We start from the raw sequence: 23,457 nt of genomic DNA on the forward strand, positions 1-23,457 counted from the left end.
GTGCCGTTCGGTTCAGTGCTGTTCAGCAGGACCCCGGGGGCCTACGGCGCGGCGTGCCGCGGAACTGTCGGAAGTACCGTAGGTGGGCGGGAAAGGGTGACATTGTCTGTGCGCGCACCGGTTCTGACCTGGGGGTGCATCACGGTGCCCGAGCGTCAGGCGTCGACCAGACGGGCCGGCGGGATCGTCAACTCCTGGGCCCCGCGCCACTCGCGGGGCGAGATCCCGTACGCGGCCCGGAACACCCGGCTGAAATGGGCGGCACTGGTGAATCCCCAGCGGCTCGCGATCGCCGCGATCGTGGCGTGCCGGTGGACGGTGAGGGCGCGCCGGCACTCCTCCAGCCGGCGGCGCTGGATCCAGCGGCCGACCGTCGCGTCCTCGCTCTCGAACAGTTTGTGCAGGTAGCGCAGGGAGATGTGATGGTCCGCGGCGATGGACTGCGGGCTCAGATCGGGGTCCGCGAGGCGCTCGTCGATGTAGGCCTTGATGCGCAGGAGCAGGGCCCTGTTCCCGCCGGCCGATTCCGTGGCCGTGTTGCCGAGCACCTCGTCGGTCAGGACACCGAGCAGGTCGACGACGTTACGGGCCATCAGCTCGCCGACGCGCGACGGATAGGTGCCGGCGCCGTCCACGAAGCCGGACAGGAACGGCGAGATCAGGCCCGCGAGCGGGGAGTCGGCGGCCAGCGGCCGGGCGGTGATCTGCGCGATGTCGGAATCGCTCAGGCCCAGGGCGTGCCGCGGAAGCGCCAGCGACTTGGTGCGGAAGGACTGGGGCAGGTGCAGTCTGACCGGGCGCGCGAGGTCGTAGACGGCTATGTCTCCCGGCCGCAGAACCGCCTCGCGGCCATCCTGTTCGAGACGGGCGACGCCCTGGTCCAGCAGCTTCACGACCACGTACTCGTCCTGGCCGTCCTGGCGGGCCTGACGGAGGGTGCGCAAGGCGTCCTGGCAGTCGCCGGTCACGGTCACGGCCCGCAACCGGTTGAGCGGCGTCGCACGGATCGTGCCGTGCCGCACTTCCTCGGGAACGGAGATGTGCACGGCCCCGAAGGTGCGGGACAGCGCGTCGCGCCAGTACGCGCGCCTGTGCGAGGCAGGCAGGGAAGCGACGGTGTCGTAACTGCCGAGGGCGACACTGTCCACGTTCCCTTCCTGAGGATCCGGCGCCATGGTGACTGCCTTTCGACTCGTGAGCCTGGGGCACCACGGTGTCAGCGGGCCGGGCGCGGCGCATCGCGTGAACCCGCTAGATCGGCGCGTCACCGCCCCGGGCCCCGTCAGATCAGTCGGTGGTCGCGGTGCGCTGCGCCTGCCGGAGGGCCTGCTCCGGGGTCTGCCGCCCGGTCAGCGCGGACTGGATCGCGGTGTAGATGCCGGTCGCGGCCCGGGGCCAGCGGACGCCGAGTTCGGCGGTGCGGACGCGTGCGCCGCCGACGTTCCGCACGAACACGGACATGGCCGGATTCTGCTCGGCGTACTGGGCGGCGACCGCGGTGCGCGAGGGCACGGTGTGGTGCTGTCCGGCCAGCTTGAGCTGGTTCGAGGGGCTGTTGATGCAGGTGAGGACCTGGGCGGCCTTCTTCTGCCGTTCCGCGGAGCCGCTGCGCGGCACGGTCCAGACCTCGCCGCCGAGCGGGGTGACGGGAGTCTGTCCGGCCCGCGGCACGGGGACGGGTGCGACACCCCACTCCAGGTCCGGGTCCTCGTCGAGCGCGGGGATGCGCCACGGTCCATTGATCATCATGGCCGTGCGGCCGGCGGCGAACTGATCGTGGACGTCGGCCTGCGTCCAGTTCAGGACCGACTTCGACATGGACCCGCTGCGCACCAGATCGGTCCAGAGCCGCAGGGCCTGGGCGGCCTGCGGGCTGTCCAGCTGCCGTTCGTCGCCGCCGTTGGACCACAGGAAGGGCAGGAACTGCCAGGCGCTCTCGAACGTGGGATTCGCGTCGACGGCCATGCCGTAGCGGTCGCCGTCGGTCAGGCGGGCGGCGGCCGTCCGCACCTCGTCCCAGGTCCGCGGGACGGGGACGCCGGCCTCGGCGAGCATCTTCTTGTTGTAGAAGAGCGCGAGCGTGCTGACGTAGGGGGCGAGCCCGTACACCTTCCCGTCGTACGTGCCCGCCGACAGGATGCCGTCGGCGAAGCCACGGGTGTCGACGTCGTACTGCTCCAGCGGCGTCAGGGCCCCGCTCTGCGCGATCTGTTGGAGGTCGGCGTTGTCGATCATCAGCAGGTCCGGCAGGGTGCGCGCCGACGCCTGCCGCAGGATGCGGGGGACGAGATCGGCCGGCGGGACGCTCGTCTGCTCGACCTCGACGTCCGCATCCCGGCCGCAGGCGGCCAGCAGGTCGCCCCACTGCCGGTGCTCGGACGCGTCCGTGTAGTAGTCGAGCACGGTGAGGGAGGTGGCCTTGCCGGCCGGCTCGCCGGAGCATCCGACGGCGGCCAGGACCAGCGCTGTCGTGGCGGCGGCCAGCCGTGCGGCGAGTGGGCCCGGGCGTCGGGTCCGACGACGGCCTGCGCGGCGTACTGGAGGACTGTTGGTGGCCACGTCCGGAGGCTTCCGTTCAGAGGTGCGGCAAGGGGGTTCTGCGCTGCAGATTATGCCGTGTCATTCCCTCTGACCTGCAGCTTCCTGGATCATCGTGGCCACGGCCGAGGGGTGTGACCGGGCGACGGCGTGCGAGGCGTCCACGAGGTGCTCGGTGGCCGCCATGCGCTGGGCCATGAAGCGCTGGGCCGTGGGATGGACGATGCGGTCGGCGCTCGTGACGGCGTACCAGCAGGGCTGCGCCGCCCAGGCCGGCGGGCCCGACCGGTCGGCCAGTGCGGCGCGGGCGATCGGGCGCTGCGCCGCGGACAGCGCCGCCACCTGTTCGGGCGGCAGGCCCGCGGCGTAGAGCCGGGCGAACTCCTCGTCGTTCAGCCGGAGTTCGCCGAAGGCCGGGGCGGCGGCGGTGAAGCCGGCCGCGGCCACGGGGGCCGGCGCGAACCGGTCCATGACGTCCAGGACGCACTCGCCGTCGTCGAGGCCGAACCCGGCGACGTAGCAGAGGGCGACGACGTGATCGGTGCCGACCGAGGCCTGGCTGATGACCGCGCCGCTGTAGTCGTGGCCGACGAGGACGACCGGGCCGTCGATGTCCCGGACCACCGCACGGACGTGAGCGGCGTCCTGCGCCAGTCCGCGCAGGGGGACGGCCGGGGTGCGCACGGTCACTCCGGCGGAGTGCAGCAGGTGGCCGACCCCGGCCCAGATCGAGGTGTCCGCGAACGCGCCGTGCACCAGGACGGCGGTCGGCGGCGTGGAACGGTGGGGATACATGCCCGGGTGACCTCCGGACGTCGACGGTGACGAGCGTGGTGGGAACGACCAGCCAAATGCCTCGGGCACGGCGGTACATCGCGTGAACGTACCAACCTGTCTGCCCGGTCGGCCGCGTTCAGTCGGCGTCCGGCAGGGCCGTGACCAGATTGGCGAGCTGGACCCGGGAATTGACCGACAGCTTGCGGAACACAGCGGTCAGATGGGTGTTGACCGTGTGCGGGGAGAGGACGAGCAGGTCGGCGGCCGACCGGTTGGTGTGTCCCTGGGCGACCAGGCGGGCGATCTTCTTCTCGGAGGCGGTCAGCGCCGCCCAGCCCTGGACGGGGCGCGGGGCGGCTACCGCGCGGCGGCTGCCCAGGGCGCGTCTGGCGTGCGCCGCCTCGCCGTGGGCGCCGCACGCGGAGAACAGGTCGCGGGCCAGGGTCAGTGCGGCCGACGCCCGGTCCTTCTCGCCGGCTGCCAGCAGCGCATGGCCCAGATCGGCGTGCGCGGCCGCCCGGAGCAGGGGGCGGGGGCCGCTGTCGAGGAGCTTCGCGGCGTGTTCGAGCAGGACCGGGTCACCGGTCACGAGGGCGCGGGCCTGGACGGCGAGGCCGGCCGCGGTGGGCACGGCCGGGTTGCGGTCCGCGTGCGCCTCGGCCTGCGCCGCCAGGTCCTCCGCCAGCTCGTGCGCTCCGCCGCGCAGTGCGGTGCGCACCGCTGCCGCGACCCCGTTGCGCAGCAGCCGCCAGCGCAGGAACGGGTTCGCCCGCTGGACGTCCCGGATGCGGTCGACGGCCCGGTCGATGTCGCCGTCGGCCTCGGCGTGCAGGGCCTCCAGGAACCGCACGGCGGCGGTGTTGCCGGGATTCGGCTTGGCCGCGAGGCCCGCCTGCGCCGCGGCCAAGTGCTGCCGGGCCGTCTCGTTCTCCCCGCGCATCAGGGCGATCCGGGAGCGCAGCACACGCCCGTTCACCTGCTGGACGGAGACCCGCACCTCGTTCTCCAGACGCTCCATGGTCACGAGGGCTGCCTCCGCGTCGTCGAGCCGCCCGAGCCCCAGATCGTGCTGGCTGCGGGCCCACTCCAGCATCGCCTGGCGGATCACCGTGGCGTCGGACGCCCGCAGGAGCAGGCGCTCGCCGGATCCGAAGTCGTCGCGGTGCAGGTGCGCGACGATCGCCTCGGGCAGGAAGGCGGGATCGAGTGTGCTCAGCGCCGTGAAACGGTCGAGGGCGGCAGCGCTGTCCCCGGCGTTCTGGGCGATCTCGCCCAGCGAGGACAGGGCGAGGAGATGCGCCTCACGGTCGCCGGCGGCGGTGGCGGCCCGCAGCGCGGCCTCGCCGGCCTCGCGGGCCGCGTCCAGGTCCTGTTCGCGGGAGAGGGACAGCGCATGGTGTGCGGCGAGCCGTGCCGAGATCTCGGAGGAGGCGCCGAGCACGGTGAGTGCCGCCTCAGTCCTGCGGCGCAGCTCACTGGCGAGGTCCATGGCCCACAACGTCCCGCCCAGCGCCGCCTGGAGCCGGCCGAACTCCTCCAGCGGGGGCCGCTCCGCGAGGAGCCGGTCGCCCGTCGCCAGCGCTTCCCGGTTCCGGCCCGCCTGTGTCAGGTACCGGATGGCCGACTCGCCCACGGTGAAGCGGAGCGGACGGGCCACCGGCACCAGATCCAGGGCGTGTGTCATCAGGTCGGCGGCAGGACCGGGCGTGACGGGCACGATGTCGTCGGCGGCGCGCCGCAGCAGCGCCACGGCCTCCTCGTCGCCGGTCGTGGCTCCCTTGAGGATGTGCGGCACCGCGTCGATCGGCCGGCGCTCGGCGGCCACCATGATGCGCGCGGCCTCGCGGTGCAGCGCCGTCCGGGCCGACCGGGGGATGTCGGCGTAGACGGCCTGCCGCAGCAGGTCGTGGCGGAAGACGAGTTGCTCGCCGTCGTCGTCCAGGAGCCCGGTGCGGACGGCTTCGTCGAGGGCCGTGAGCAGGGACGCGACCGGCCGGCCGCACAGCGTGGCGGCGTCGCGGAAGGCGAACGTGCGCCCGAGGACCGAGCCCATCTGCAGGAAGCGCAGGGTGTCCGGGTGCAGCGAGCCAAGCCTGCCGCGCACACCGACGACGAGACCGGACGGTACGTCGCCGTCTCCGACGGCAGGCAGCCCGGCGAGCATCTCGACGGCCAGGAACGGGTTGCCGCCCGCGCCGTCGAGCAGGTCCCGCACGCGTCGGCCGATGGACGACCCGAGGGTGTCCCCGGCGAGCTGGGTGACGGCCGAAGCGGAGAGCGGGCCCAAAGGGACGGTGACGGTGGGCAGTTGGGCCTCCGCGGCCGCGGCGACGCCCTCGGCCGGTCCCGAGGCGTCAGGGCGTGCGGTCAGCAGCCACAGCACGGGCGAGGTCCGGAGCCGGGCCGGCAGCTGCTGCAGCGCGAACCGGCTGAGCGGGTCGGCCCACTGCGCGTCGTCCAGGCTGATCAGTACGGGCATCCGGACGGCCCGGTTCTCGATCGCTTCGGCCAGCCGTTCCACCAGCCAGATGCCCTGGTCGGGTCGGTGGGCCAGATCCGCGAAGGCTTCGCGGGACAGCAGGGGCCGGTCGCCGTGCAGAACGCAGGCGGCCAGCGAGGAGAGCGGCACCATGCGGTGCAGTTCGTCGGCCCGGCCGACGCCGACGGAGAATCCGGCCGCCTCCGCCCGGGCGACGGTCTCCGTGAGCAGGGTGGTCTTGCCGATGCCCGGCTCGCCCCGCAGCAGGGCCAGACGGCCGCTGCCGTCGCGGGCCACGGAGCGGATCAGATCGTCGAGCAGAGCGAGCTCGGCCTCACGGCCGCGCAGACCGCTACGGGACAGGGATCCGTCCGCTTCTCCCATGCTTGTTCCCGTTTGCGCTCGCCGCCGATTTGACCCTCAGTGCACTGTAACTGGTCCATGCGTGCGCATGAATCGTGATCTGCCCCGGTCAGGGCGCTCATGGACAACTAGAGAGGCACGCGTGGGCAATCCGTGCACCCGCCCGGTTCCTAGCCTCCTCCTTGCACCGCCGATCGCGACGAAGGAGCAGGAAACAGACCATGTCGTACCTCACTGTGGGCCAGGAGAACTCCACCCCGATCGACCTCTACTACGAGGACCACGGGACCGGCCAGGCCGTGGTGCTCATCCACGGATTCCCGCTCGACGGCCACTCCTGGGAGCGGCAGAGCGCGGCACTCCTCGACGCCGGCTACCGCGTGATCACGTACGACCGCCGTGGCTTCGGGCGGTCGAGCCAGCCGACGACCGGCTACGACTACGACACCTTCGCCGCCGACCTGAACGTGGTCCTGGAGACACTCGACGTGCGGGACGCCGTCCTGGTCGGCTTCTCGATGGGCAGCGGCGAGGTCGCCCGCTACGTGTCGACGTACGGCACGGACAGGGTCGCCAAGGTCGCCTTCCTGGCGTCCCTCGAACCCTGCCTGCTCAAGTCCGACGACAACCCCGACGGCGTCGCCCCGAAGGAGTTCTTCGACGGTGTCGTCGCCGCGGTCAAGGCCGACCGCTACGCCTACTACACCGCCTTCTACCAGGACTTCTACAACCTCGACGAGAACCTCGGCTCGCGCATCAGCGAGGAGGCCGTGCGTCACAGCTGGGACGTCGCGGCAGGCGGCGGCTGGTTCGCGGCGGCGGCCGCGCCGTCCACCTGGTACACCGACTTCCGGGGCGACATCCCGGCGATCGACGTGCCGGCCCTGATCGTGCACGGCACCGCGGACCGCATCCTGCCGGTCGAGGGCACGGCCCGCGCCTTCCACAAGGCGCTCCCGGCCGCCGACTACGTGGAGATCGAGAACGCCCCGCACGGTCTGCTGTGGACGCACGCGGAGGAGGTCAACGCGGCGCTGCTCGCCTTCCTGGCGAAGTGAACGACCTTTCCGTGCCGCCCGGTTGGGCGGCACGGAAAGGACCCGGAGAGGACCGCACCGCCCCCGCCCTCACCCGCCTCGACGCGGCGATCCGCCGCGCTTCCGGTGGAAGCCGCTCCGAAGGGCGGGCCGTCGGCCAAGCCCTGGCCAGTGGTGGAAGGATCCCGACCCATGACTCTCTCGTCTCGTATCACCATGCCGGGCCAGGTCTGGTCGGTGGCCGCGCAGGACGCGGCCGGGCCGCTGTATGTCACCAGCTATGGGGCGAGCCCGCTGGAGACGGTCGTGACGTTGGTGGACGGGGCGGGCGAGGTGGCGTGGGAGCGGACCTTCGCCGGGACCGGGCGGCCGCGGTCCCGGCTGTCCGAGGACGGCACCTTGTGGCTCGCTGTCCTGCAGGGGAGCGGCCGGGCCCTGGAGGGCATCGGGGCCGACGGGACCGCGCACCGGACCGTCGTGCCCGAATGCGAGCCCGGCGAGGAGATCGGCGCGTTCGTCCTGCTCGACGACGGGTTCCTCGTCGCCTGGGCCGGCGCCTCCGGCATCCTGCGGACCTCGGAGGATGGGCGAACTGCCGCTTCCCGTCCGCGTGTTGCTCGCTACACGTGGGAAGGGGCCTGCCTGTGGTCCACGCCGATCGTGATGGGAGCCCTTTCCCATCCGGGAGTGCAGGGGATGAGCGCACGGACCGGCTGGGAGGTGCGTCCTCTGCAGCCCTGGGTGCCGGAAGAGGTGGACGTCGACCACTGGGAGCCGCTGCTCGTCTCGGGCGACAGGGTGGCGGCCGGTTACGTCGACGCTCGGGGCGGGATCGGGCGGACCTTCTTCCTCGACCTCGCCGATGGAGCGGTCGTCTCCGTCACCTCCCCGGCGCCCTCGGGCCGGAAGGCGATAGCAGGACCTGGTGAGTTCCTGATCGGGTCCCAGGGATACGGGGAGTTCACCACGGGCCGCTACGACCGCGAGGGCGACGTCACTGTCAGGTGGGCCAGCCACGGTGCCCTGCTCGTCGACGACGGGGGTACCGTCTGCGGCCCCGAGCTGGAGAACCGTCTGCCGTCGCGGTCACGGTTCCGGCGGCTGGCGCCGGACGGCTCGCTCGTGGACGGGCCCGCACTGACGGGCTACTCCACGTCCTGTCCCGCGATGGACCGTGAGGGCACCGCCGTGTTCTGGCGCGACGGCAAGCTCATCGCCGTCGACGCGAACCTGGACGCACACGAGCTGTTCGCGAGGGAGGACGACGAAGGCCGGAACGTCCTCGGCCGCACCCTGCTGCTGGAGGGCGGCCGCGTCGTCGTGTCCGTGGGCGGTGAAGTCCTCGTGTTTCGCGGTCCGTCGGGGCCTCTTGCCGAGGGGCCGTGGCCGTGCGGTGATGCGAATCTCCGGGGGAATCCCGTGGTGAGCCGGCTTCCCTAGGGGCCCGGCAGTGGGGTCAGTCGGGTCGATCGGCCCCGACGGTCGCGGCCGAGGTGAGGCCCTCGGCGAACATCGTGAAGCTCGTCGAACCGATTCACCGGCGCATCCTACGGTTCCTCCGATGGTTCCTCCGACGGAGACGTGGGTGCGCCGATCCGCTCGGCGATGAGGCGCCGGTAGTTGGGGCACTCGGTGACGTCCTCGTGCGTGCAGGTCAGGCCGCCTTCGATGAGTGCCAACGACGTCTGGGCCGCGGCGATTCTCGAGCGGAGCTCGTCGGCCTCGGTGCGCAGGATCCCGTGGCGGGTGGTGCGGTCCGCCGCGGTGGTGGAGAGGGCCCTGATGGTGTCCAGGCCGAGGCCGGCCTCCTTGAACACGAGGATCGTCGCCACGCGGGTGAGGTCGGTCCCGGTGTAGCGGCGGCGTCCGGCCGTGTCCCGTCCGGGGTGCAGCAGGCCCATCGACTCCCAGTGCCGCAGGACGTGGGTGGCGAGGCCGAACCGGGATGCGAGGGCGCCGATGCTCATCGTGGTGGCGCCGTCGTCGTCCCTGTGGTCTCCGTTGTCGCCGCTTGACTTCATGTCGACATTAAGTCGCAGGCTGAGGTGCATGTCCAAGGAACAGGAAGATACGGAAACGCACCGCGACACCGCAGCCCTGCTGGCCGTCCTCGACGCGGCGGACCAGCTGCCGGACGCCCGTCTGCTGCGGGCACGGTCCTACGAACTGCTGTCTCCCGTCCCCGGTTCGACGGTCGTGGACGTCGGCTGCGGTGCCGGACGCGCCGTCGCCGAGCTCACCGAACGCGGGGTCCACGCGGTGGGCGTGGACCCCGACGCGTGGATGCTGGCCGCGGCCCGGGAGCGGTGGCAGGCGTCCGAGTTCCGGGAGGCGGGGGCGGAGCAACTGCCGTTCGCCGACGTGAGCGTGGAGGGCTACCGCGCCGACAAGGTGCTCCACGTACTGCGGGAGCCGGGGCGGGCGGTGGCGGAAGCCCGGCGCGTCCTGTGCCCGGGCGGCAGGATCGTCCTGGTCGGGCAGGACTGGGACGCCCTCATGGTCGACTCGGACGACGCGGCGCTCACCCGCGCGATCGTGCACGCCCGCGCCGACCTCCTGGGCGCACCCCGGGCCGGCCGTCAGTACCGCAACCTGCTCCTGGACGGCGGCTTCCACGACGTCACCGTCGAGGCGCACACCAGCGTGTTCACCGATCCTGCGATGGTGTCGCTGCTCACCCGGCTCGCCGAGCCCGCCTGTAGGAGCGGTGCCGTCGAGCGGGAGCGGGCCGACGCGTGGCTCGCCGAGCAGCGCCGGCGCGCCGAGACCGGCCGCCTCCTCATCGCCGTCCCGTTCTTCGTGGCCGCCGCCACCGCCTGACGGGCCTCAGCCCGCCGACACCTCCGGCCGCCCCGGCGGCTCCTCCGGGAGCGGGGTGGGGTGGGGCGTGCGCAGCGCGTCCAGGGCCAGTTCGAGGTAGCGGCGCCAGGCCTGCGGCTGGGTGGCGAGGAGGGGGGCCGCCGTCTGGTGGATGCCGCCCAGCAGCAGCACGATGTCCGTCCCCGTGACGTCGCCGCGGATCACCTTCAGGTCGCGGGCCCGCGCGGTGAGCGCCTCGACCGCGACGCAGAGGTCCGCGATCGCGTCCCGTACCTCGGCCTGCTGCAGCGAAGGGCGGCCGATCACCTCGCAGAAGGCGCGGTCGGCGGCGAGCGTCTCGACGCCGTCGGCCATGAACTCCCGCAGCGCCGCCGCCGCGTCGTCGGCTTCGAGGAGTCGCACCGCTGATCCGGCGAGCCGGTCGAGGAGCCGCAGCATGATCGCGGACAGCAGGTCTTCCTTGGTGGGGAAGTGCCGGAACACGGTGCCCTTGGCGAGGCCCGCGCGCTGGGCGATGTCACCCATCGACGCGTCGAGGCCCTGCTCGGCGAAGGCCGCGGTCGCGGCGTCGAGCAGGAGGCGTCGATTGCGCACCATGTCCGCCCTCGGGCCGGTGGTGCCTGTCGTTGTCGCCATGCGTGCCTCGCCTCCTTGCTGATGTGCACCGTAGCACAACGTGACCCACCGGTCAGGTTAGGTGTTACGCTCAATGTGACCCAGCGGTCATCTTCGCTGGAGTCGCCGGCCGTACCCCTGCGTCAGTGGGGCGGACGGTCGGCGACCCGCACCATGAACTCCCCGGGAGGGAAGACGTGAGCAGCACCCTTGAAGGAAAGGCCGTCCTCGTCACCGGCGCTTCGTCGGGCATCGGACTGGCCACCGCGCTCGCCTTGTCGAAGGCCGGCGCGCGGGTCGCGGTGGCGGCCCGCCGGGCCGACCGCCTGGACGCCCTGACACAGGACGCGCCGGGCGAGATGCTCGCGCTCGAACTGGACGTCACCGACCGCGACGCGGTGAACGCCGCGGTGGCGGCGACCGTCGAGCGCTTCGGCACCCTCGACATCCTCGTGAACAACGCGGGCGTCATGCTCAGCAGCCCGATCCTCGGAGCGGACACCACCGAGTGGACGCGGATGGTCGAGACCAACCTGCTCGGCTCGATGTACATGGTCCACGCGGCGCTGCCGCATCTGCTCGCGTCCAAGGGTGCGGTGGTGCAGGTCTCCTCGACCTCGGGGCGCACGGCCTCCGCCACGAGCGCCGTCTACGCGGCCACCAAGTTCGGCATCAACGCCTTCGCCGAGGCGCTGCGCCAGGAGGTCACCGAACTGGGCGTGCGCGTCGTCCTCATCGAGCCCGGGTTCGTCTCGACCGAGCTCGCCAGCCACATCACGGACCCGGCCATCCAGGCCGCGGCCAAGAGCATGGCCGAGTCGATGCGCACGCTGCAGCCCGAGGACATCGCGGCCGCGGTCGTCTACGCGGTCACCCAGCCCGAGCACGTGGCCGTCAACGAGATCCTGATCCGGCCGACCGACCAGTCCCGCTGAGCCGGTGTCACAACTGCTGTTCCGACGCTGTCTTGAGGGGTGAAGCCGAGAGAACTGAGGACAGCGTGCGGGAGATCCTGATCGTGGGCGGCGGTTACGCGGGGTTCTACACCGCGTGGGGCCTGGAGAAGAAGCTGCGGCGCGGGGAGGCGCGGGTCGCCGTCGTCGACCCGCGGCCCTACATGACGTACCAGCCGTTCCTGCCGGAGGTGGTGGCCGGATCGATCGAGGCGCGGCACGCGGCGGTGTCACTGCGCCGGCACCTGCACCGCACCCGGCTGGTCTCCGGCACGGTGACGGACATCCGCCACGCCGAACGCACCGTCACCGTCCGCCCGCTCAGCGGCCCCGACCACCACCTCACCTACGACATCCTGGTGGTGACGGCGGGAGCCGTCACCCGCACCTTCCCGATACCCGGGGTCGGTGAGGAGGCGATCGGAATCAAGCACGTGGAGGAGGCCGTCGCCATCCGCGACCGGCTGCTCACCTCCTTCGACCGGGCGGCATCGCTGCCGCCGGGACCCGAACGCCGCAAGCTCCTCACCGTCACCTTCGTAGGCGGGGGCTTCTCCGGGGTGGAGGGGTTCGGTGAACTGCTCTCCCTGGCCACCGCACTCCTCGGCCACTATCCCGAACTCGCTCCAAATGAGCTCCGGTTCCACCTGGTCGAGGCGCGCGGCCGGATCCTGCCGGAGGTCGGCGACCGGCCCGGCGCGTGGGTGGTCGGCGCGCTGGAGAAGCGGGGTGCACGGGTGCACCTGAACACCCAGCTCGTGTCCGCGCTCCAGGGGCACATCGTGCTGTCGAGTGGCGAGGAGTTCGAGACGGGACTGCTCGTGTGGAGCGCGGGCAACGCGTCGAACCCCGTCGTGCACAACCACACGGACCTGCCCGTCGACGAACGCGGTCTGCTGACCGTGCGCGCCGACCTCCGCGTCGGCACGGAGACCGAGGTGGTCGCCGACGTATGGGCGGCGGGCGACGACGCCTCCGTACCCGACCTGGCGGTGCACCGGCCCGGAGCGCACACGGTGCCGAACGCCCAGCACGCGGTGCGGCAGGGCAAGCGGCTGGCGAAGAACATCCTGGCGACCCTGCGCGGGCGGGCCCCCAAGGACTACGTGCACCACAGCCTGGGCGTGGTGGCGACACTGGGCCTGGGGCGCGGCATCTTCCAGTACCGGCGTCTGGTCATCAAGGGGTTCCCCGCCTGGCTGATGCACCGCGGCTACCACGTGCTCGCGGTCCCGACGTGGGAACGTAAGGTCCGGGTGCTCGCCGTCTGGACCACCGCCGCCCTCTTCGGCCGGGACGTCGTCTCGCTGGCCTCGGTGCAGCGGCCGCGTGAGGCCTTCGTGTCCCACGGGAACCCGCGCCCGCGCGAGCGGGCCGAGGACGTACCGACCCCGTGAAGCCGCCGGGAGCGACGACCGGCGAGGGCTCGGCACTGAGCGCACGGTGGCGCGCCCTGGACCGTCTCCACCGCAGGATCGAGGGCTCGGTGGACCGGCGGCTCCACGCGGACCTGGGGCTGAGCCTGCGGGAGTTCCAGGCGCTGACGGTGCTGCAGGAGGGCGCGGCCACCGCGGCGGGATGGCTCTATCTCCACGACCTGGCCGCCGGGATCGGGCTGAGCCAGTCGGCCACGAGCCGGCTGGTGACCCGTCTGCAGGGCCGCGGTCTCCTCACCACCGCCACCGCGGCCCACGACCGGCGCAGTGTCGACGTGCACCTCACTCCCGTGGCCCGCGAGGCGCTGCGCCGCGGGACCCCGCTCGCCGAGGAGGCCGTCCGGCACACTGTCAGGATCCTCGCCGCGGAGGGCGCGGACCGGAGACTGCTCTCCTATCTGCAGGATCCGCAGGATCCGGAGGAAGGGGCGGACGGTGGGACGGGGAACGACAGGGCGTTGGTCCGGGCGACCGCGGAGGTGGCCGACCAGTCGAACTCCGCACCGTAAGCGGAAGCCACTGCGGACAAAGCGATCTCATCGACCGGCCCGGATATCTCCGCACAGTCCTCGTAGAATTTCTCGAATCCGGCGGGGGCGATGACTTCCAGTACGGAGGCGGGACGGGTCCCGCCGTTCCAGAACGCATGCCATTGTCCGCGCTCGTGGCAGAACTGCCGTTCCGCCGGGGCGTCGGGCGATTCCTCGTCCGACAGTGCCGCGACCTCGCCGCTCACCACGTACGCGTACACGTCCTCGCGCGACCTGCGGTGCACCGGCATCCCCAACGCCCCCGGCGCCAGCAGGTGTTGTACCAGGGAGAACCGGCCCGCGGTGGCGCTGCCGTGCATGAGGAGGCGGCTCTCCACACCGGGCAGGACCCGCAGCGCGGGAGCGTCCTTGCGACCCAGCGCACGGGCCAGGGTCTGCGGAGTCAGCTCAAACATGAATTCCCCTCGGCGTCCACCGTCGAACAACGGGCGAAGAACAACTTAGACATCGGTCCGCGGTGCGGGTATTCCAGAAATCTGGTACCCGATTTCCTGCCGGCCATAGGGTGGGGCCGTGAAAGACTCGGCGATGAGATGGGTCGCCCGGCAGGTCGGCGACGCAGCCGAACGCAGCAAGGACCTCGTCTCTTTGTGGAGCGAGGTGACCGACGCCCTGTGCGCCGTCGTTCCCGACGTGTGGGACACCTGCTGGTACACGGTCGACCCCGCCTCCCTGCTGGTCACCAGCCACTTCCGGCGGGGCAGGGCCGACGTGCCCGAGGAGTTGCTCGAGGAGTTGATGATCCACGAGCACTACGGCGACGACGTGAACCGCATCGCCGACCTCTGCCGCACCGCGACCGGAATGGGCGGCATCCACGAGGCGACCGGCGGAGACGTACGGGCCAGCACCCGCTGGCGGCGGAGCCTGGAGGTCGGCAGCGACCAGGAACTGAGGGTGAGCCTGCGCACGGGGCCCGACGAGACGTGGGGTGCGCTGTCGCTCTACCGCGAGGCGGGCCGGCCACCGTTCGACGCCGACGCGCACGCCGTGCTCCGCCGCATCGCACCGGTCGTGGCGCACGCCGTCCGGCGCATGCTCCTGCCGAGCGCACCAGGGGCGGGGTCGGGGGCGGCGCGGGCCGTGAACCACGGTCCGGATGAGGGCGGTCCGGGCCTTGTGCTCCTCGACCGGGACTTCACGGTGCGCTCGGCGTCGCCCGGCACCGAGCGCCGGCTGCGGCGGCTTCCCGGCCACGACCACGGCGCGGCCGGGCTGCCGGTGGCAGTCGTCGCGGTGGCGGCGGCGACGCTGCGTGCCGTGGACCGGGGCGGATACGCGGCACGGGCCCCCTTCGCCCGCGTCGTCGCCGCGGACGGCGGCAGGCTCGCCCTGTACGGGACGCACGTGCCGGGGCCGGGCAGCGGGGACGGAATCGCCGTCATCATCGAGCAGGCGTCACCGGGACGGATGCTGCCGCTGCTGCTCTCGGCCTACGAACTGACGGACAGGGAACGGGACGTGGTCCGTCTCATCCTGCGCGGCAGGTCCACCGCCCAGATCGCCACCGGCCTCTCCGTGACGCCCCACACGGTGCAGCAGCACCTCAAGAGTGTGTTCGCGAAGACCGGGGTGCGCAGCCGGCGGGACCTGGTGGGGATCCTCCTCTCCGAACCGTACTGACGTCGCCGGCTCGGCTGCCCCACCGGACTCGCACTCCTTGCTGACGCAGGTTCCCCCTGCGGTCCGGGACCGCAGGGGGAACACCCGCTGTGAGGGCGGTTACGCGGCGCGGTAGAGGCCGCGGCCGGCCCGGCGGACGCGGGACGTGGCGACCAGCCGGTCGAGCGTGCTGCGCACGGCGTTGATGCTGCCGTTGTCCGTGGCCCGGCCGAGCGCGGCGGCGACGTCGCGTGCGCGCACGTCGCCGCCGCCCACCTCGGTGAAGTAGTCCAGGATCTGCTCGGTGAGCTTGCCGTACTTCTTGTGGCCGCTCTCCTCGTCGGACTCCGGCGCCACCGTCTCGACCACCACCTGAAGGGCGCCGAGGGCCCGCTGGACGGAGCCGAGGTGGGCGACGACCGCGGCGAGCTCCCTCTCCAGGGCGTGCTTCTGGACCTCCAGGCGGGCCAGGTCCTCCTGGAGGCTCTCTGCGGTGACCTCGATGTGATGTGCCGCGTGGGTGACAGACACTCTGTGTTCCTCTCGTCCTCAACCCATGTGGTCGCGTCCGCGCTCGGCTCGCCCCGCAGGGTCGTCCGGCTGTCGTCCGGCTCCTCACACATACCACTTCACATCATCTGGGGGAGCCCCTTTGGACAGTGGTGTGATCGGATCGGTCTCACATCACTCGAAATGTCACTCGAAGCATCACTCGAAGTCGCAACCGGGGTTGGGGGCGTCCTGTGCGAACGGTGCGCCGTGCGGCAGGACGTAGAGAACGTCCAGAACGATGTCGGTGGTGCCGCGGTTCACGCCGATGTGCACGTGGTCGGCGCCCGACGGCTCCGTGAGGGAACTGCCCTTCGGGTACACGCCGTCCGAGGCGCAGTCGGAGCCGAAGTGGCTCAGCGTGCCCTGCTTGACGAAGCCGTACAGGGTGCCGTCGTGGTAGTGCCAACCGGTGCCCTGGCCAGGGGGAATGGTGATCTCGCGCAGGATGTAGTCCTGGTCGCCGACGGTGGTGCGGGCGATGATCTTCGCGGTGACGCCGGGGCCGCCCGGGGTCGCGTGGGCCGCGGTGGCGGGGAGGGCGAGAGTGGCGAGCGCGGCGCCGGTCGCGCCCAGACGTGACAGTGTGCGCATGACGATCCCTTCAGGGAGGAAAGAGGGAACAAGTGGGCTGCGGTGAGCCGGAGTTCGGGCACCGCGAACAAACATGGTGGAACAGTGTTGCATGGTTCGACAAAAGGTGTGATGTTCTGTCATGGGGTGACCCCGCGCGGTCGGCCGGGCGCCCCCCGGTTCCAGGGGAGGAGCTTGTCGGGATTGACGACGACCCAGACCTGGACGACGCGGCGGTCGGCGATGTCGAGACTGATGACCGCGGCGACCCGCCGGTCGTACCGCACGACGAGACCGGTCCGGCCGTTGACCGAGTGCGAGTCGACCGTCGTGCGCGCCCGCGGGACCAGCAGCGTCAGCAGGCTCCTGGCCACCGGGTCCGCGCCGTGCACGGGCCGGACCTGGGCCCGTACCTTGCCCCCGCCGTCGAAGAACGCCGTCACGTCCGACGCGAGCAGCCCCAGCAGCCGGTCCGCGTCCTGCGTCGCGCACGCCTCGCGCACCGCGTGCGCCGCGGCGTCCTGTTCCTGCGGTGAAGTGGGCCGGCCCCGCCGGGCGCGCAGGCTCCTCCGGGCCCGTTCCGCCAGTTCCGAACACTCCGGCTCGGACTGACCGACGATGTCGGCGACCGTGCGCGGCGCCATGCCGAACACGTCGTTGAGGACGAACGCGGCCCGCTCGGCCGGGGAGAGCGTGTCCAGCGCGCCCAGCAGCACCTCGCTCACCTCCCGCTCCAGCATCCGCCGCCGCTCCCCGCCGTCGTCGGCCGGAGCGGCGTCCGGGCCGCCGCGACGGCGCCGCCCGGGCCGCGCAAGACGCTCCAGACAGATCCCGCCCACCGCCCGGGACAGCCACGCACGAGGCTCGTCGATGCCCTCCCGCTCCGACCGGTCGAGCGCGTACCACTGCTGGTACGCCTCGTCCGCCACGGTGCCGGCCTCGCCGGCGCTGCCCAGCATCCAGAAGGCCACGTCGAACAGATGCCGACGCTCGTCGACCAACTCCCCGATCGGCAGCGCCTCGTCGGCGAACTCCATGCCCCTACCTCCTTCTCCCGCGGCACGCCACCGCCACCTGCTGAGTGGCCCCGGCGCTCGGCAGGCGCGTGGGCAGGCGCTCCGTTCTTCGCGACGGAGGAAGGCGATGCGGCAGGCCGGGCTGCGGTCCCGCGCACCACGTCTTCTCCCTGTCCGATCGCTCGACTACTTCGACTGCTCGACAGACGAGACCGGACAGGCCCGGGTCCTGTGACATCCGGCCGGGCAGGCGCGGGAGTTCGGGGCCCGGAGCCGTTCCCGGCGGCCGCCCGCGCTGTCACACCACGGCCGACCGTTCGGTCTCCCTTACCAGAGACCGTGACGTGGCTGACAAGTGCATGCACCGCACCGGCGGAACACACCGTGTGATGCGGCCCCGGGCGATCCGGGGCCACGTGTCCGCAGCGGCCCCGGGCACGTCCTGCGCGTCGCAGCCCGCAGATCCCACCCACCTTTCGCCCCTTTTCCGCGTAGGAGGAAGCTCATGGACTGGCGTGATTCGGCCACGTGCCGAGGTATGGACCCCGACCTCTTCTTTCCCATCGGCAACAGCAGCACCTTCGCGACACTCGTGCAGATCGACGAGGCGAAGGCCGTGTGCGGCAGATGCCCCGTGTCGCAGCAGTGCCTGACGTGGGCGCTGAACGCCGGTTCCGTGGAGGGGGTCTGGGGTGGAACGACGGAGGCCGAACGCCGCTCCATGCGCCGGCGGATGGCACGTGACCAGCGACGGTCGGGCGGCACGGCCGCCTGACCGTCGCCGCGCGGCCCCGGCAGCGACGCCGCCTGCCTGCCGGGCCTCCCGAGAACGCCCAGGTCCCGCCCGATCGAGCCGATCGGGCGGGACCTGGGGGATACGTCTGGCGGGCGGCGGCCCCTGACGGGCACTCAGAAGCCAGGCAGGGGGCCGGACTCGGCGCCGACCCCGACGCCGGCGCCGGCGCTCGTGGGGTCAGGCCTCGGTCCGGTCGACCTGGACCGCGGAGATGTCGAGGATCAGCGTCACCTTGTCGCTGACGAGGACCCCGCCCGTCTCCAGCGCCGCGTTCCAGCTCAGCCCCCAGTCGGAGCGCCGGAGCGTGGCCCGCCCCTCGAAGCCGATCCGGTGCCGGCCCGAGGCGTCGAGGGCGGCGCCGCCGTACTCGATGTCGAGGGTGAGCGGCAGCTCGATGTCCTTGATCCGCAGGTTCCCGAGCAGCCGGAACCGGTCGTCGCCCGCCTGGGCGATGCGGGTGGAACGGAAGGCCATCACGGGGAAGTTCGACGAGTCGAAGAAGTCGGGACCCTTGAGATGGGCGTCGCGGTCCTTGATGCCCGTGTCGAGGCTCTCGGTCTGCACACTCACGTGCGCCTCCGACAGAGCGGGCCGGGAACCGTCGATCTTGAGGAGTCCCTCGAAGGCGTCGAATTTTCCGCGCACATTGGAAATCATGGCGTGCCGGACGGAGAAACCGAGTGTGCTGTGGACCGGGTCAATGGTGTACGAGCCGGTCAGCTGCTCGTACGGACTGATTCCGGGAGCCGAGGTCTTGTGGCTGGTTTCGGGCATGGCGAGCCTCTTCCTCGTGCGGACGTACGGACGTACGGATATGTGGATCGGTGGAAATGCAGCGATGCAGCGATGCCGCTATACAGAAAGGGAAAAGGCGCCGGGGCGGCCCCGTGCACGGGGCCGCCCCGGAATGCTCACGCCTGCTGCTGGGCGATCCAGTCGGCGAACCGGGTGTCGCCGACGTGCGCGTCCGGACCGGGGAGCAGCGTGGTCTCCTCGAGCTCGACACCGAAGTAGGTGGCGTGCGGGTCGGTCACCACGGTGCGCGGGTCGTTCTTCGCGGCGAGGCCCTTGCGGATCAGTTCGTCCAGCTGGAAGGTCTCGGGACCGGTCACCTCGACCACGCCCTTGACGGGCGTGCCGACGGCCGTCCTGCCCACGGTGGCGGCCACGTCGTCCGAGTACACGGGGCGGATCTTGACCGGGGCGAGACGCACGGTGTCGCCGTCGGTGGCCTCGGCGGCGATGCCCTTCATGAACTCGAAGAACTGCGTGGCGTGCACGATGGAGTAGGGGATCCCCGACGCCTTGATCAGCTCCTCCTGCGCCTGCTTGGCACGGAAGTAACCGGACCCCTGAAGGCGCTCCGTGCCCACGACGGACAGGGCGACGTGGTGCGTGACGCCGGCGTCGGCCTCCGCCTTGAGCAGGTTGGTCGTCGAGGTGCGGAAGAACTCCATCACGTCGTCGTCCGCGAACGAGGGGGAGTTGGAGACGTCGACGACGACCTGGGCGCCCTGGAGCACCTCGGCGAGGCCCTCGCCCGTCAGTGTGTTGACGCCGGTGTTCGGCGCCGCCGGCACGGCCTCGTGGCCGTGCTCGTTGAGCTTGCCGACCAGCTTCGAGCCGATGAGCCCGGTACCGCCGATGACGACGACCTTCATGATGTAAATCCTCTCGGAAGATTCGTGATGTCGGTTAGTGATGTCGGTTAGTGATGTCGTTCTGCACTAGGTAGAGACCGGATTGTCAGAGGGTTTGTGACAGGTGCCCCGGAAGAATCTCGGAAGATTCTCGGATCCGTCCGCCGAATCCGGTCAGGAAACGGGCATGGGTGAGCGCCGCGCGAAACAGACGGAATGTGGCGGGAAGGGAAAGGGGCAGGGGCGTCACGGCAGCAGGTCGGCCAGCGGCACGTCGGGGTCGGCGAGGGCGGCGTCGTCGAGCTCGGCACCCGACTCGACCAGCGCACGGATCGAGTCGATGACGTCCCACACGTTGACGCTCATGCCGGCCAGGACGCGGCCGCCCGACATCCAGAAGGCGAGGAAGCGGCGCTCGTCGGTGGAGCCCCGGACGACCACGCGGTCGTAGCCGCCCGGTTCGGTGTGGCCGGTGTACTCCATGCCGAGGTCGTACTGGTCCGTGTAGAAGTACGGCAGCCGGTCGTACACCTCGTCCTGGCCCAGCATGCTCGCCGCCGCCGTACGGGGCTGGTGCAGGGCGTTGGCCCAGTGCTCGACGCGCAGGTGCCTGCCGAGGCGCGGGTGGAACGCGTTGGCGACGTCGCCCGCCGCGTGGATGCCGGGCAGCGAGGTCCGCAGCCGTTCGTCGGTGACGATGCCGTTGCGCACCTCCAGACCCGCGTCCTGCGCCAGCCGTACGTTCGGCGTGATGCCGACGCCCACGACCACGGCGTCCGCGGGCAGCCGCGTGCCGTCGGCGAGGAGCACCCCGTCCGCGCGTCCGCCGCTCCCGGTGATGCGCTCGATCTCCGCGTGCGGGTGCAGGCGCACACCGTGCTCCTGGTGGAGCCCGGCGAAGACCTGGGCGGCCTCCCGTCCCAGGACCTTCAGCAGCGGCAGCTCGGAGTGTTCGAGGACGGTCACGTCGGCCCCGGCCGTGCGGGCGGCGGCCGCGGTCTCCAGACCGATCCAGCCGCCGCCGATCACCACGATCCGCGCCCCTTCGGTGAAGGCGGCCTTCAGCCGTTCGCTGTCGCCGACCCGGCGCAGGTACAGCACGTTGTCGAAGTCGGCCCCGGGCACCGACAGGCGGCGCGGGGACGAACCGGTGGCCAGCAGCAGCCCGGCGTACGCGATCCGCCGCCCGCCGTCCACCTCGACCTCGGCCGCCTTCGGGTCGAGGGCCCGCACGGTCGTGCCGAGCAGCAGGTCCACGTCGTGCTCGGCGTACCAGTTCTCGGGGTGGACGTAGATCGATTCGCGGTCCTCCTTGCCGAGCAGATAGCCCTTGGACAGCGGGGGCCTGATGTACGGCCGCTCCGGCTCGTCGCCGACGACGACCAGCGGGCCGTCGTAGCCGCGCTCGCGCAGGCTCTCCACGGCCGTGCCCGCGGCCAGGCCGCCGCCGACGATCACAAAGGGATTCACACGAGACATGGCGATCCTCGTTTCCGGTGTCACGTAGTACGAGCCAGGGGTGCGTGACTCACTCGACAGACCGATGGAACGCCCAACTTGTGACACTGATTGCCGGTTGGTGTCACACCTTCACTCCTTGCGCGGTCATACAGCTAGCCGACGCCGAAGGAGAAGAGGATGACCTACGTCATCGCGCAGCCCTGTGTCGACGTCAAGGACCGGGCCTGCGTGACGGAGTGCCCGGTCGACTGCATCTACGAGGGGGAGCGGACCCTCTACATCAACCCCGCCGAGTGCGTCGACTGCCATGCCTGCGAGCCGGTCTGCCCCGTGGAAGCGATCTTCTGCGAGGAGGAGCTGCCGGCGCACTGGGCCGGGTACGCGGCGATCAACGCGGAGTACTTCGCGCGGCCCGCGCCGGCGGCGGACCACCCGCTGGTCGCCGGGTTGCCGCACCAGACGTCGGAGAAGAAGGACATCGCCGTGTTCGCCGTCCGCAAGGAGGAGGCGGCCGACGCCGACCGCTGGTTCCCGAACTGACCGTCCGCACCGTCCTGACCTCCTGGCCCTGGGCCGGCTCGTCGGCGGTCCCGTACGGCTAGGGAGCCAGCGTGATGGTCGTCGGTGTGCCCCGCCAGGCCATCCTGGCGTACGGACAGAGCGCGTCCGCCTGCTCCAGCAGCGGCGCCGCGATCTCCGGGTCCACCTCCGGCCAGTTGACGACCAGATCGACGCGCAGCAGATAGCCGCCGTCGTCCGGATCGCGGCCGAAGGCGACCGTCGCGTCCACGGATATCCCGGCGGGGTCGAGCTCCTCCTGACGCGCCACCAGGCTCAGGGCCCCGTGGAAGCAGGCGGCGAAGCCCGCGGCGAACAGCTGCTCGGGATTGGTCGCCCGGCCGTCCCCGCCGAGCTCGCCGGGCATGCGCAGGTCGAGGTCCAGGGCCCCGTCGGACGACCGGGCCCGGCCGGAGGCCCGCCCGTGGGAGGCGACACCGCCGCTCACGGTCACGGTGGTCGTGTAGATGGGGGAGAAGTCCGTGCCCGTGTAGTCCTTCAGCGTGGACAGGTGGGGCAGCGGGATCCGCTCGGTCACAGGACGGCTCCGGCGTCGTCGTGGCACGTGCTCCGGTCTCGGCGGGCCGGGCCGGAACCCGTTCGCCAGGCGGGCGCCGGAGCACCGCTCACCGCATGTGTCACGTTGTTCTGCCCTTCGGCCAGTGGGGATCCGGAATTCGGACGACTGGTTGACCGACGAGTACCCGCTCTTGTGACATCCGCGGGGACTCAGCCCTCCAAAGAAGCCGTATAGGGCAGCAACTTGGCCGGATTCATGACCCACATGATGCGCTCGACGCCGTCCGCGGAGACGTCCAGCGACAGCAGGGCCACGGCGCCGTCCGCGGTGGAGACGAGCACCGCCGGCCGGCCGTTGGCCTCGGTCCAGCGCACCTCGGTGCCCGGCCAGAACAGCGGCGCGAACGCCACGAGGTAGCGGGACACGTGCGTGCGTCCGACGACCGGGATCTTCGAGGCGCCGCGCACTCCGCCGCCGTCGGAGTAGCTGACGACGTCCTTGGCGAGAAGCTGTTCGAGCACCTTCAGGTTCCCGTTGCGCGCGGCGTCCAGGAAGACTTCGAGCAGCCGCCGGTGGTCGGCGGGGCTGACCGGCTCCTTGCGCCGGGCGGTGAGGTGCTTGCGGGCGCGGCTCACCAGCTGGCGCGTGTTGGCCTCGGTGGTCTCCAGGATCTCCGCGATCCTGCGGTAGGGGTACTCGAAGGCCTCGCGCAGGACGTAGGCGGCGCGCTCCACGGGGTTGAGTTTCTCGAGCAGCAGCAGGACGGCCATCTCCATGGCCTCGGCCCGCTCCGCCCCCAGGTGCGGATCCGCGCCGGTGCTGACCGGCTCGGGCAGCCACGGTCCGACGTACGTCTCGCGGCGCACCCGGGCGGACTGGGCGAAGTTGATCGCGAGCCGGGTGGTGATCGTCGTCAGGAACGCGGACGGTTCGACGACGTCCGCGCGCTCGGTCTTCTGCCAGCGCACCCAGACGTCCTGGACGATGTCCTCGGCCTCCGCCGCACTGCCGAGCACGCGGTACACGATGCCGAACAACTGTGGACGCACGGCGAGGAAGTCCTTCGCCGCCTGGTCGAGAGATTCGGTGTCGTCCCCGCCGTGCATGGTCGCCCCTTCCGGCTTGATCACCCCATGCTACAAACCGGTGGAGCGGGGACGACGCCGCGTCGAC

General features: G+C 71.5%; 24 protein-coding genes. 9 read left to right on the plus strand and 15 right to left on the minus strand.

The features are described 5' to 3' along the window. Window positions 1-155: 155 nt before the first annotated feature. The 4 genes from M4J07_RS11160 to M4J07_RS11175 all read right to left on the minus strand — a co-directional run bounded on the left by M4J07_RS11160 (window position 156) and on the right by M4J07_RS11175 (window position 6,178). Window positions 156-1,148: a helix-turn-helix domain-containing protein gene (locus tag M4J07_RS11160; protein ID WP_255970517.1), complete on the minus strand. Its 993-nt coding sequence runs from the start codon at window positions 1,146-1,148 to the stop codon at window positions 156-158. Between the two features lie 139 nt (window positions 1,149-1,287). Then, on the minus strand, window positions 1,288-2,559 hold the full coding sequence (locus M4J07_RS11165) for an ABC transporter substrate-binding protein (protein ID WP_255970519.1): 1,272 nt from the start codon (window positions 2,557-2,559) through the stop codon (window positions 1,288-1,290). A gap of 60 nt (window positions 2,560-2,619) precedes the next feature. Next, on the minus strand, window positions 2,620-3,333 hold the full coding sequence (locus M4J07_RS11170; protein ID WP_255970521.1) for an alpha/beta fold hydrolase: 714 nt from the start codon (window positions 3,331-3,333) through the stop codon (window positions 2,620-2,622). Window positions 3,334-3,451: 118 nt separating this feature from the next. Further along, the gene (locus tag M4J07_RS11175; protein WP_255970523.1) at window positions 3,452-6,178 is read right to left on the minus strand and encodes a helix-turn-helix transcriptional regulator; all 2,727 of its coding nucleotides are present in this window, start codon (window positions 6,176-6,178) and stop codon (window positions 3,452-3,454) included. A 200-nt stretch (window positions 6,179-6,378) separates the two neighbouring features. Between M4J07_RS11175 and M4J07_RS11180 the strand changes: the two genes are divergently transcribed. Then, the gene (locus M4J07_RS11180; protein WP_255970525.1) at window positions 6,379-7,215 is read left to right on the plus strand and encodes an alpha/beta fold hydrolase; all 837 of its coding nucleotides are present in this window, start codon (window positions 6,379-6,381) and stop codon (window positions 7,213-7,215) included. Window positions 7,216-7,386: 171 nt separating this feature from the next. Beyond that, on the plus strand, window positions 7,387-8,634 hold the full coding sequence (locus M4J07_RS11185) for a hypothetical protein (protein ID WP_255970527.1): 1,248 nt from the start codon (window positions 7,387-7,389) through the stop codon (window positions 8,632-8,634). Between the two features lie 107 nt (window positions 8,635-8,741). On the opposite strand, the gene M4J07_RS11190 is transcribed toward M4J07_RS11185, so the two are convergent. Beyond that, window positions 8,742-9,215 (minus strand): MerR family transcriptional regulator, encoded by a 474-nt coding sequence (locus M4J07_RS11190; RefSeq protein WP_255970529.1) that lies wholly within the window; start codon window positions 9,213-9,215, stop codon window positions 8,742-8,744. 28 nt (window positions 9,216-9,243) lie between these two features. Here M4J07_RS11190 and M4J07_RS11195 point away from each other — a divergent pair, with 28 nt between their 5' ends. Next, window positions 9,244-10,014 (plus strand): methyltransferase domain-containing protein, encoded by a 771-nt coding sequence (locus M4J07_RS11195; RefSeq protein WP_255970531.1) that lies wholly within the window; start codon window positions 9,244-9,246, stop codon window positions 10,012-10,014. Between the two features lie 6 nt (window positions 10,015-10,020). On the opposite strand, the gene M4J07_RS11200 is transcribed toward M4J07_RS11195, so the two are convergent. Next, a complete protein-coding gene (locus M4J07_RS11200; RefSeq protein WP_255970533.1) occupies window positions 10,021-10,650 on the minus strand; it encodes a TetR/AcrR family transcriptional regulator in 630 nt (209 codons plus the stop codon). Between the two features lie 176 nt (window positions 10,651-10,826). Here M4J07_RS11200 and M4J07_RS11205 point away from each other — a divergent pair, with 176 nt between their 5' ends. The 3 genes from M4J07_RS11205 (at window position 10,827) to M4J07_RS11215 (ending at window position 13,527) form a co-directional block, all read left to right on the plus strand. After that, window positions 10,827-11,564, plus strand: a complete 738-nt coding sequence (locus M4J07_RS11205; RefSeq protein ID WP_255970536.1) for an SDR family NAD(P)-dependent oxidoreductase — start codon at window positions 10,827-10,829, stop codon at window positions 11,562-11,564. Window positions 11,565-11,629: 65 nt separating this feature from the next. Further along, window positions 11,630-12,979, plus strand: coding sequence for an NAD(P)/FAD-dependent oxidoreductase (locus M4J07_RS11210; protein ID WP_255970538.1), 1,350 nt, complete (start codon window positions 11,630-11,632; stop codon window positions 12,977-12,979). Beyond that, complete coding sequence (locus M4J07_RS11215; RefSeq protein ID WP_255970540.1) at window positions 12,976-13,527, plus strand: MarR family winged helix-turn-helix transcriptional regulator; 552 nt, start codon at window positions 12,976-12,978, stop codon at window positions 13,525-13,527. The genes M4J07_RS11210 and M4J07_RS11215 overlap by 4 nt, the downstream gene beginning before the upstream one ends. Here M4J07_RS11215 and M4J07_RS48495 read toward each other — a convergent pair. Beyond that, window positions 13,413-13,964, minus strand: coding sequence for a cupin domain-containing protein (locus tag M4J07_RS48495; RefSeq protein WP_374215023.1), 552 nt, complete (start codon window positions 13,962-13,964; stop codon window positions 13,413-13,415). The two genes, M4J07_RS11215 and M4J07_RS48495, sit on opposite strands and share 115 nt — an antisense overlap. A gap of 133 nt (window positions 13,965-14,097) precedes the next feature. Here M4J07_RS48495 and M4J07_RS11220 point away from each other — a divergent pair, with 133 nt between their 5' ends. Next, complete coding sequence (locus tag M4J07_RS11220; RefSeq protein ID WP_255970542.1) at window positions 14,098-15,192, plus strand: helix-turn-helix transcriptional regulator; 1,095 nt, start codon at window positions 14,098-14,100, stop codon at window positions 15,190-15,192. Window positions 15,193-15,291: 99 nt separating this feature from the next. On the opposite strand, the gene M4J07_RS11225 is transcribed toward M4J07_RS11220, so the two are convergent. The 3 genes from M4J07_RS11225 to M4J07_RS11235 all read right to left on the minus strand — a co-directional run bounded on the left by M4J07_RS11225 (window position 15,292) and on the right by M4J07_RS11235 (window position 17,330). After that, a complete protein-coding gene (locus tag M4J07_RS11225; RefSeq protein WP_255970544.1) occupies window positions 15,292-15,702 on the minus strand; it encodes a hypothetical protein in 411 nt (136 codons plus the stop codon). A gap of 177 nt (window positions 15,703-15,879) precedes the next feature. After that, window positions 15,880-16,314, minus strand: coding sequence for a cupin domain-containing protein (locus M4J07_RS11230; RefSeq protein WP_255970546.1), 435 nt, complete (start codon window positions 16,312-16,314; stop codon window positions 15,880-15,882). Between the two features lie 119 nt (window positions 16,315-16,433). Next, the gene (locus tag M4J07_RS11235; RefSeq protein ID WP_255970548.1) at window positions 16,434-17,330 is read right to left on the minus strand and encodes an RNA polymerase subunit sigma; all 897 of its coding nucleotides are present in this window, start codon (window positions 17,328-17,330) and stop codon (window positions 16,434-16,436) included. A 484-nt stretch (window positions 17,331-17,814) separates the two neighbouring features. Between M4J07_RS11235 and M4J07_RS11240 the strand changes: the two genes are divergently transcribed. Further along, the gene (locus M4J07_RS11240) at window positions 17,815-18,084 is read left to right on the plus strand and encodes a WhiB family transcriptional regulator (RefSeq protein ID WP_255970550.1); all 270 of its coding nucleotides are present in this window, start codon (window positions 17,815-17,817) and stop codon (window positions 18,082-18,084) included. A gap of 198 nt (window positions 18,085-18,282) precedes the next feature. On the opposite strand, the gene M4J07_RS11245 is transcribed toward M4J07_RS11240, so the two are convergent. From M4J07_RS11245 to M4J07_RS11255, 3 genes are all read right to left on the minus strand, one after another. Beyond that, window positions 18,283-18,879: a YceI family protein gene (locus M4J07_RS11245; protein WP_255970552.1), complete on the minus strand. Its 597-nt coding sequence runs from the start codon at window positions 18,877-18,879 to the stop codon at window positions 18,283-18,285. Window positions 18,880-19,016: 137 nt separating this feature from the next. Further along, the gene (locus tag M4J07_RS11250; protein WP_255970554.1) at window positions 19,017-19,766 is read right to left on the minus strand and encodes an SDR family oxidoreductase; all 750 of its coding nucleotides are present in this window, start codon (window positions 19,764-19,766) and stop codon (window positions 19,017-19,019) included. Between the two features lie 225 nt (window positions 19,767-19,991). Next, window positions 19,992-21,224, minus strand: a complete 1,233-nt coding sequence (locus M4J07_RS11255; RefSeq protein ID WP_255970556.1) for an NAD(P)/FAD-dependent oxidoreductase — start codon at window positions 21,222-21,224, stop codon at window positions 19,992-19,994. A 159-nt stretch (window positions 21,225-21,383) separates the two neighbouring features. Between M4J07_RS11255 and fdxA the strand changes: the two genes are divergently transcribed. Then, entirely contained in the window at window positions 21,384-21,746 is a 363-nt protein-coding gene (gene fdxA / locus M4J07_RS11260; RefSeq protein ID WP_255970558.1) for a ferredoxin, read from the plus strand. Window positions 21,747-21,804: 58 nt separating this feature from the next. Here the strand turns inward: fdxA and M4J07_RS11265 are convergent, their stop codons facing one another. Both M4J07_RS11265 and M4J07_RS11270 read right to left on the minus strand, forming a co-directional pair. Further along, a complete protein-coding gene (locus M4J07_RS11265; protein ID WP_255970560.1) occupies window positions 21,805-22,302 on the minus strand; it encodes an Ohr family peroxiredoxin in 498 nt (165 codons plus the stop codon). 191 nt (window positions 22,303-22,493) lie between these two features. Beyond that, window positions 22,494-23,390, minus strand: a complete 897-nt coding sequence (locus M4J07_RS11270) for an RNA polymerase sigma-70 factor (protein WP_255970562.1) — start codon at window positions 23,388-23,390, stop codon at window positions 22,494-22,496. Between the last annotated feature and the right edge of the window lie 67 nt (window positions 23,391-23,457).

Origin of the sequence: Streptomyces longispororuber (assembly GCF_024448165.1) — a bacterium.
In the GTDB taxonomy this organism is placed as follows: Bacteria; Actinomycetota; Actinomycetes; order Streptomycetales; family Streptomycetaceae; genus Streptomyces; species Streptomyces longispororuber_A.

Coding starts and splice junctions, on each gene's coding strand:
- M4J07_RS11220 (WP_255970542.1), top strand. CDS start 14,098: ATGAGATGGGTCGCCCGGCAGGTCGGCGACGCAGCCGAACGCAGCAAG.
- M4J07_RS11170 (WP_255970521.1), bottom strand. CDS start 3,333: ATGTATCCCCACCGTTCCACGCCGCCGACCGCCGTCCTGGTGCACGGC.
- M4J07_RS11190 (WP_255970529.1), bottom strand. CDS start 9,215: ATGAAGTCAAGCGGCGACAACGGAGACCACAGGGACGACGACGGCGCC.
- M4J07_RS11230 (WP_255970546.1), bottom strand. CDS start 16,314: ATGCGCACACTGTCACGTCTGGGCGCGACCGGCGCCGCGCTCGCCACT.
- M4J07_RS11270 (WP_255970562.1), bottom strand. CDS start 23,390: ATGCACGGCGGGGACGACACCGAATCTCTCGACCAGGCGGCGAAGGAC.
- M4J07_RS11200 (WP_255970533.1), bottom strand. CDS start 10,650: ATGGCGACAACGACAGGCACCACCGGCCCGAGGGCGGACATGGTGCGC.
- M4J07_RS11175 (WP_255970523.1), bottom strand. CDS start 6,178: ATGGGAGAAGCGGACGGATCCCTGTCCCGTAGCGGTCTGCGCGGCCGT.
- M4J07_RS11250 (WP_255970554.1), bottom strand. CDS start 19,766: ATGAAGGTCGTCGTCATCGGCGGTACCGGGCTCATCGGCTCGAAGCTG.
- M4J07_RS11185 (WP_255970527.1), top strand. CDS start 7,387: ATGACTCTCTCGTCTCGTATCACCATGCCGGGCCAGGTCTGGTCGGTG.
- M4J07_RS48495 (WP_374215023.1), bottom strand. CDS start 13,964: ATGTTTGAGCTGACTCCGCAGACCCTGGCCCGTGCGCTGGGTCGCAAG.
- M4J07_RS11180 (WP_255970525.1), top strand. CDS start 6,379: ATGTCGTACCTCACTGTGGGCCAGGAGAACTCCACCCCGATCGACCTC.
- fdxA (WP_255970558.1), top strand. CDS start 21,384: ATGACCTACGTCATCGCGCAGCCCTGTGTCGACGTCAAGGACCGGGCC.
- M4J07_RS11195 (WP_255970531.1), top strand. CDS start 9,244: ATGTCCAAGGAACAGGAAGATACGGAAACGCACCGCGACACCGCAGCC.
- M4J07_RS11245 (WP_255970552.1), bottom strand. CDS start 18,879: ATGCCCGAAACCAGCCACAAGACCTCGGCTCCCGGAATCAGTCCGTAC.
- M4J07_RS11235 (WP_255970548.1), bottom strand. CDS start 17,330: ATGGAGTTCGCCGACGAGGCGCTGCCGATCGGGGAGTTGGTCGACGAG.
- M4J07_RS11255 (WP_255970556.1), bottom strand. CDS start 21,224: ATGTCTCGTGTGAATCCCTTTGTGATCGTCGGCGGCGGCCTGGCCGCG.
- M4J07_RS11240 (WP_255970550.1), top strand. CDS start 17,815: ATGGACTGGCGTGATTCGGCCACGTGCCGAGGTATGGACCCCGACCTC.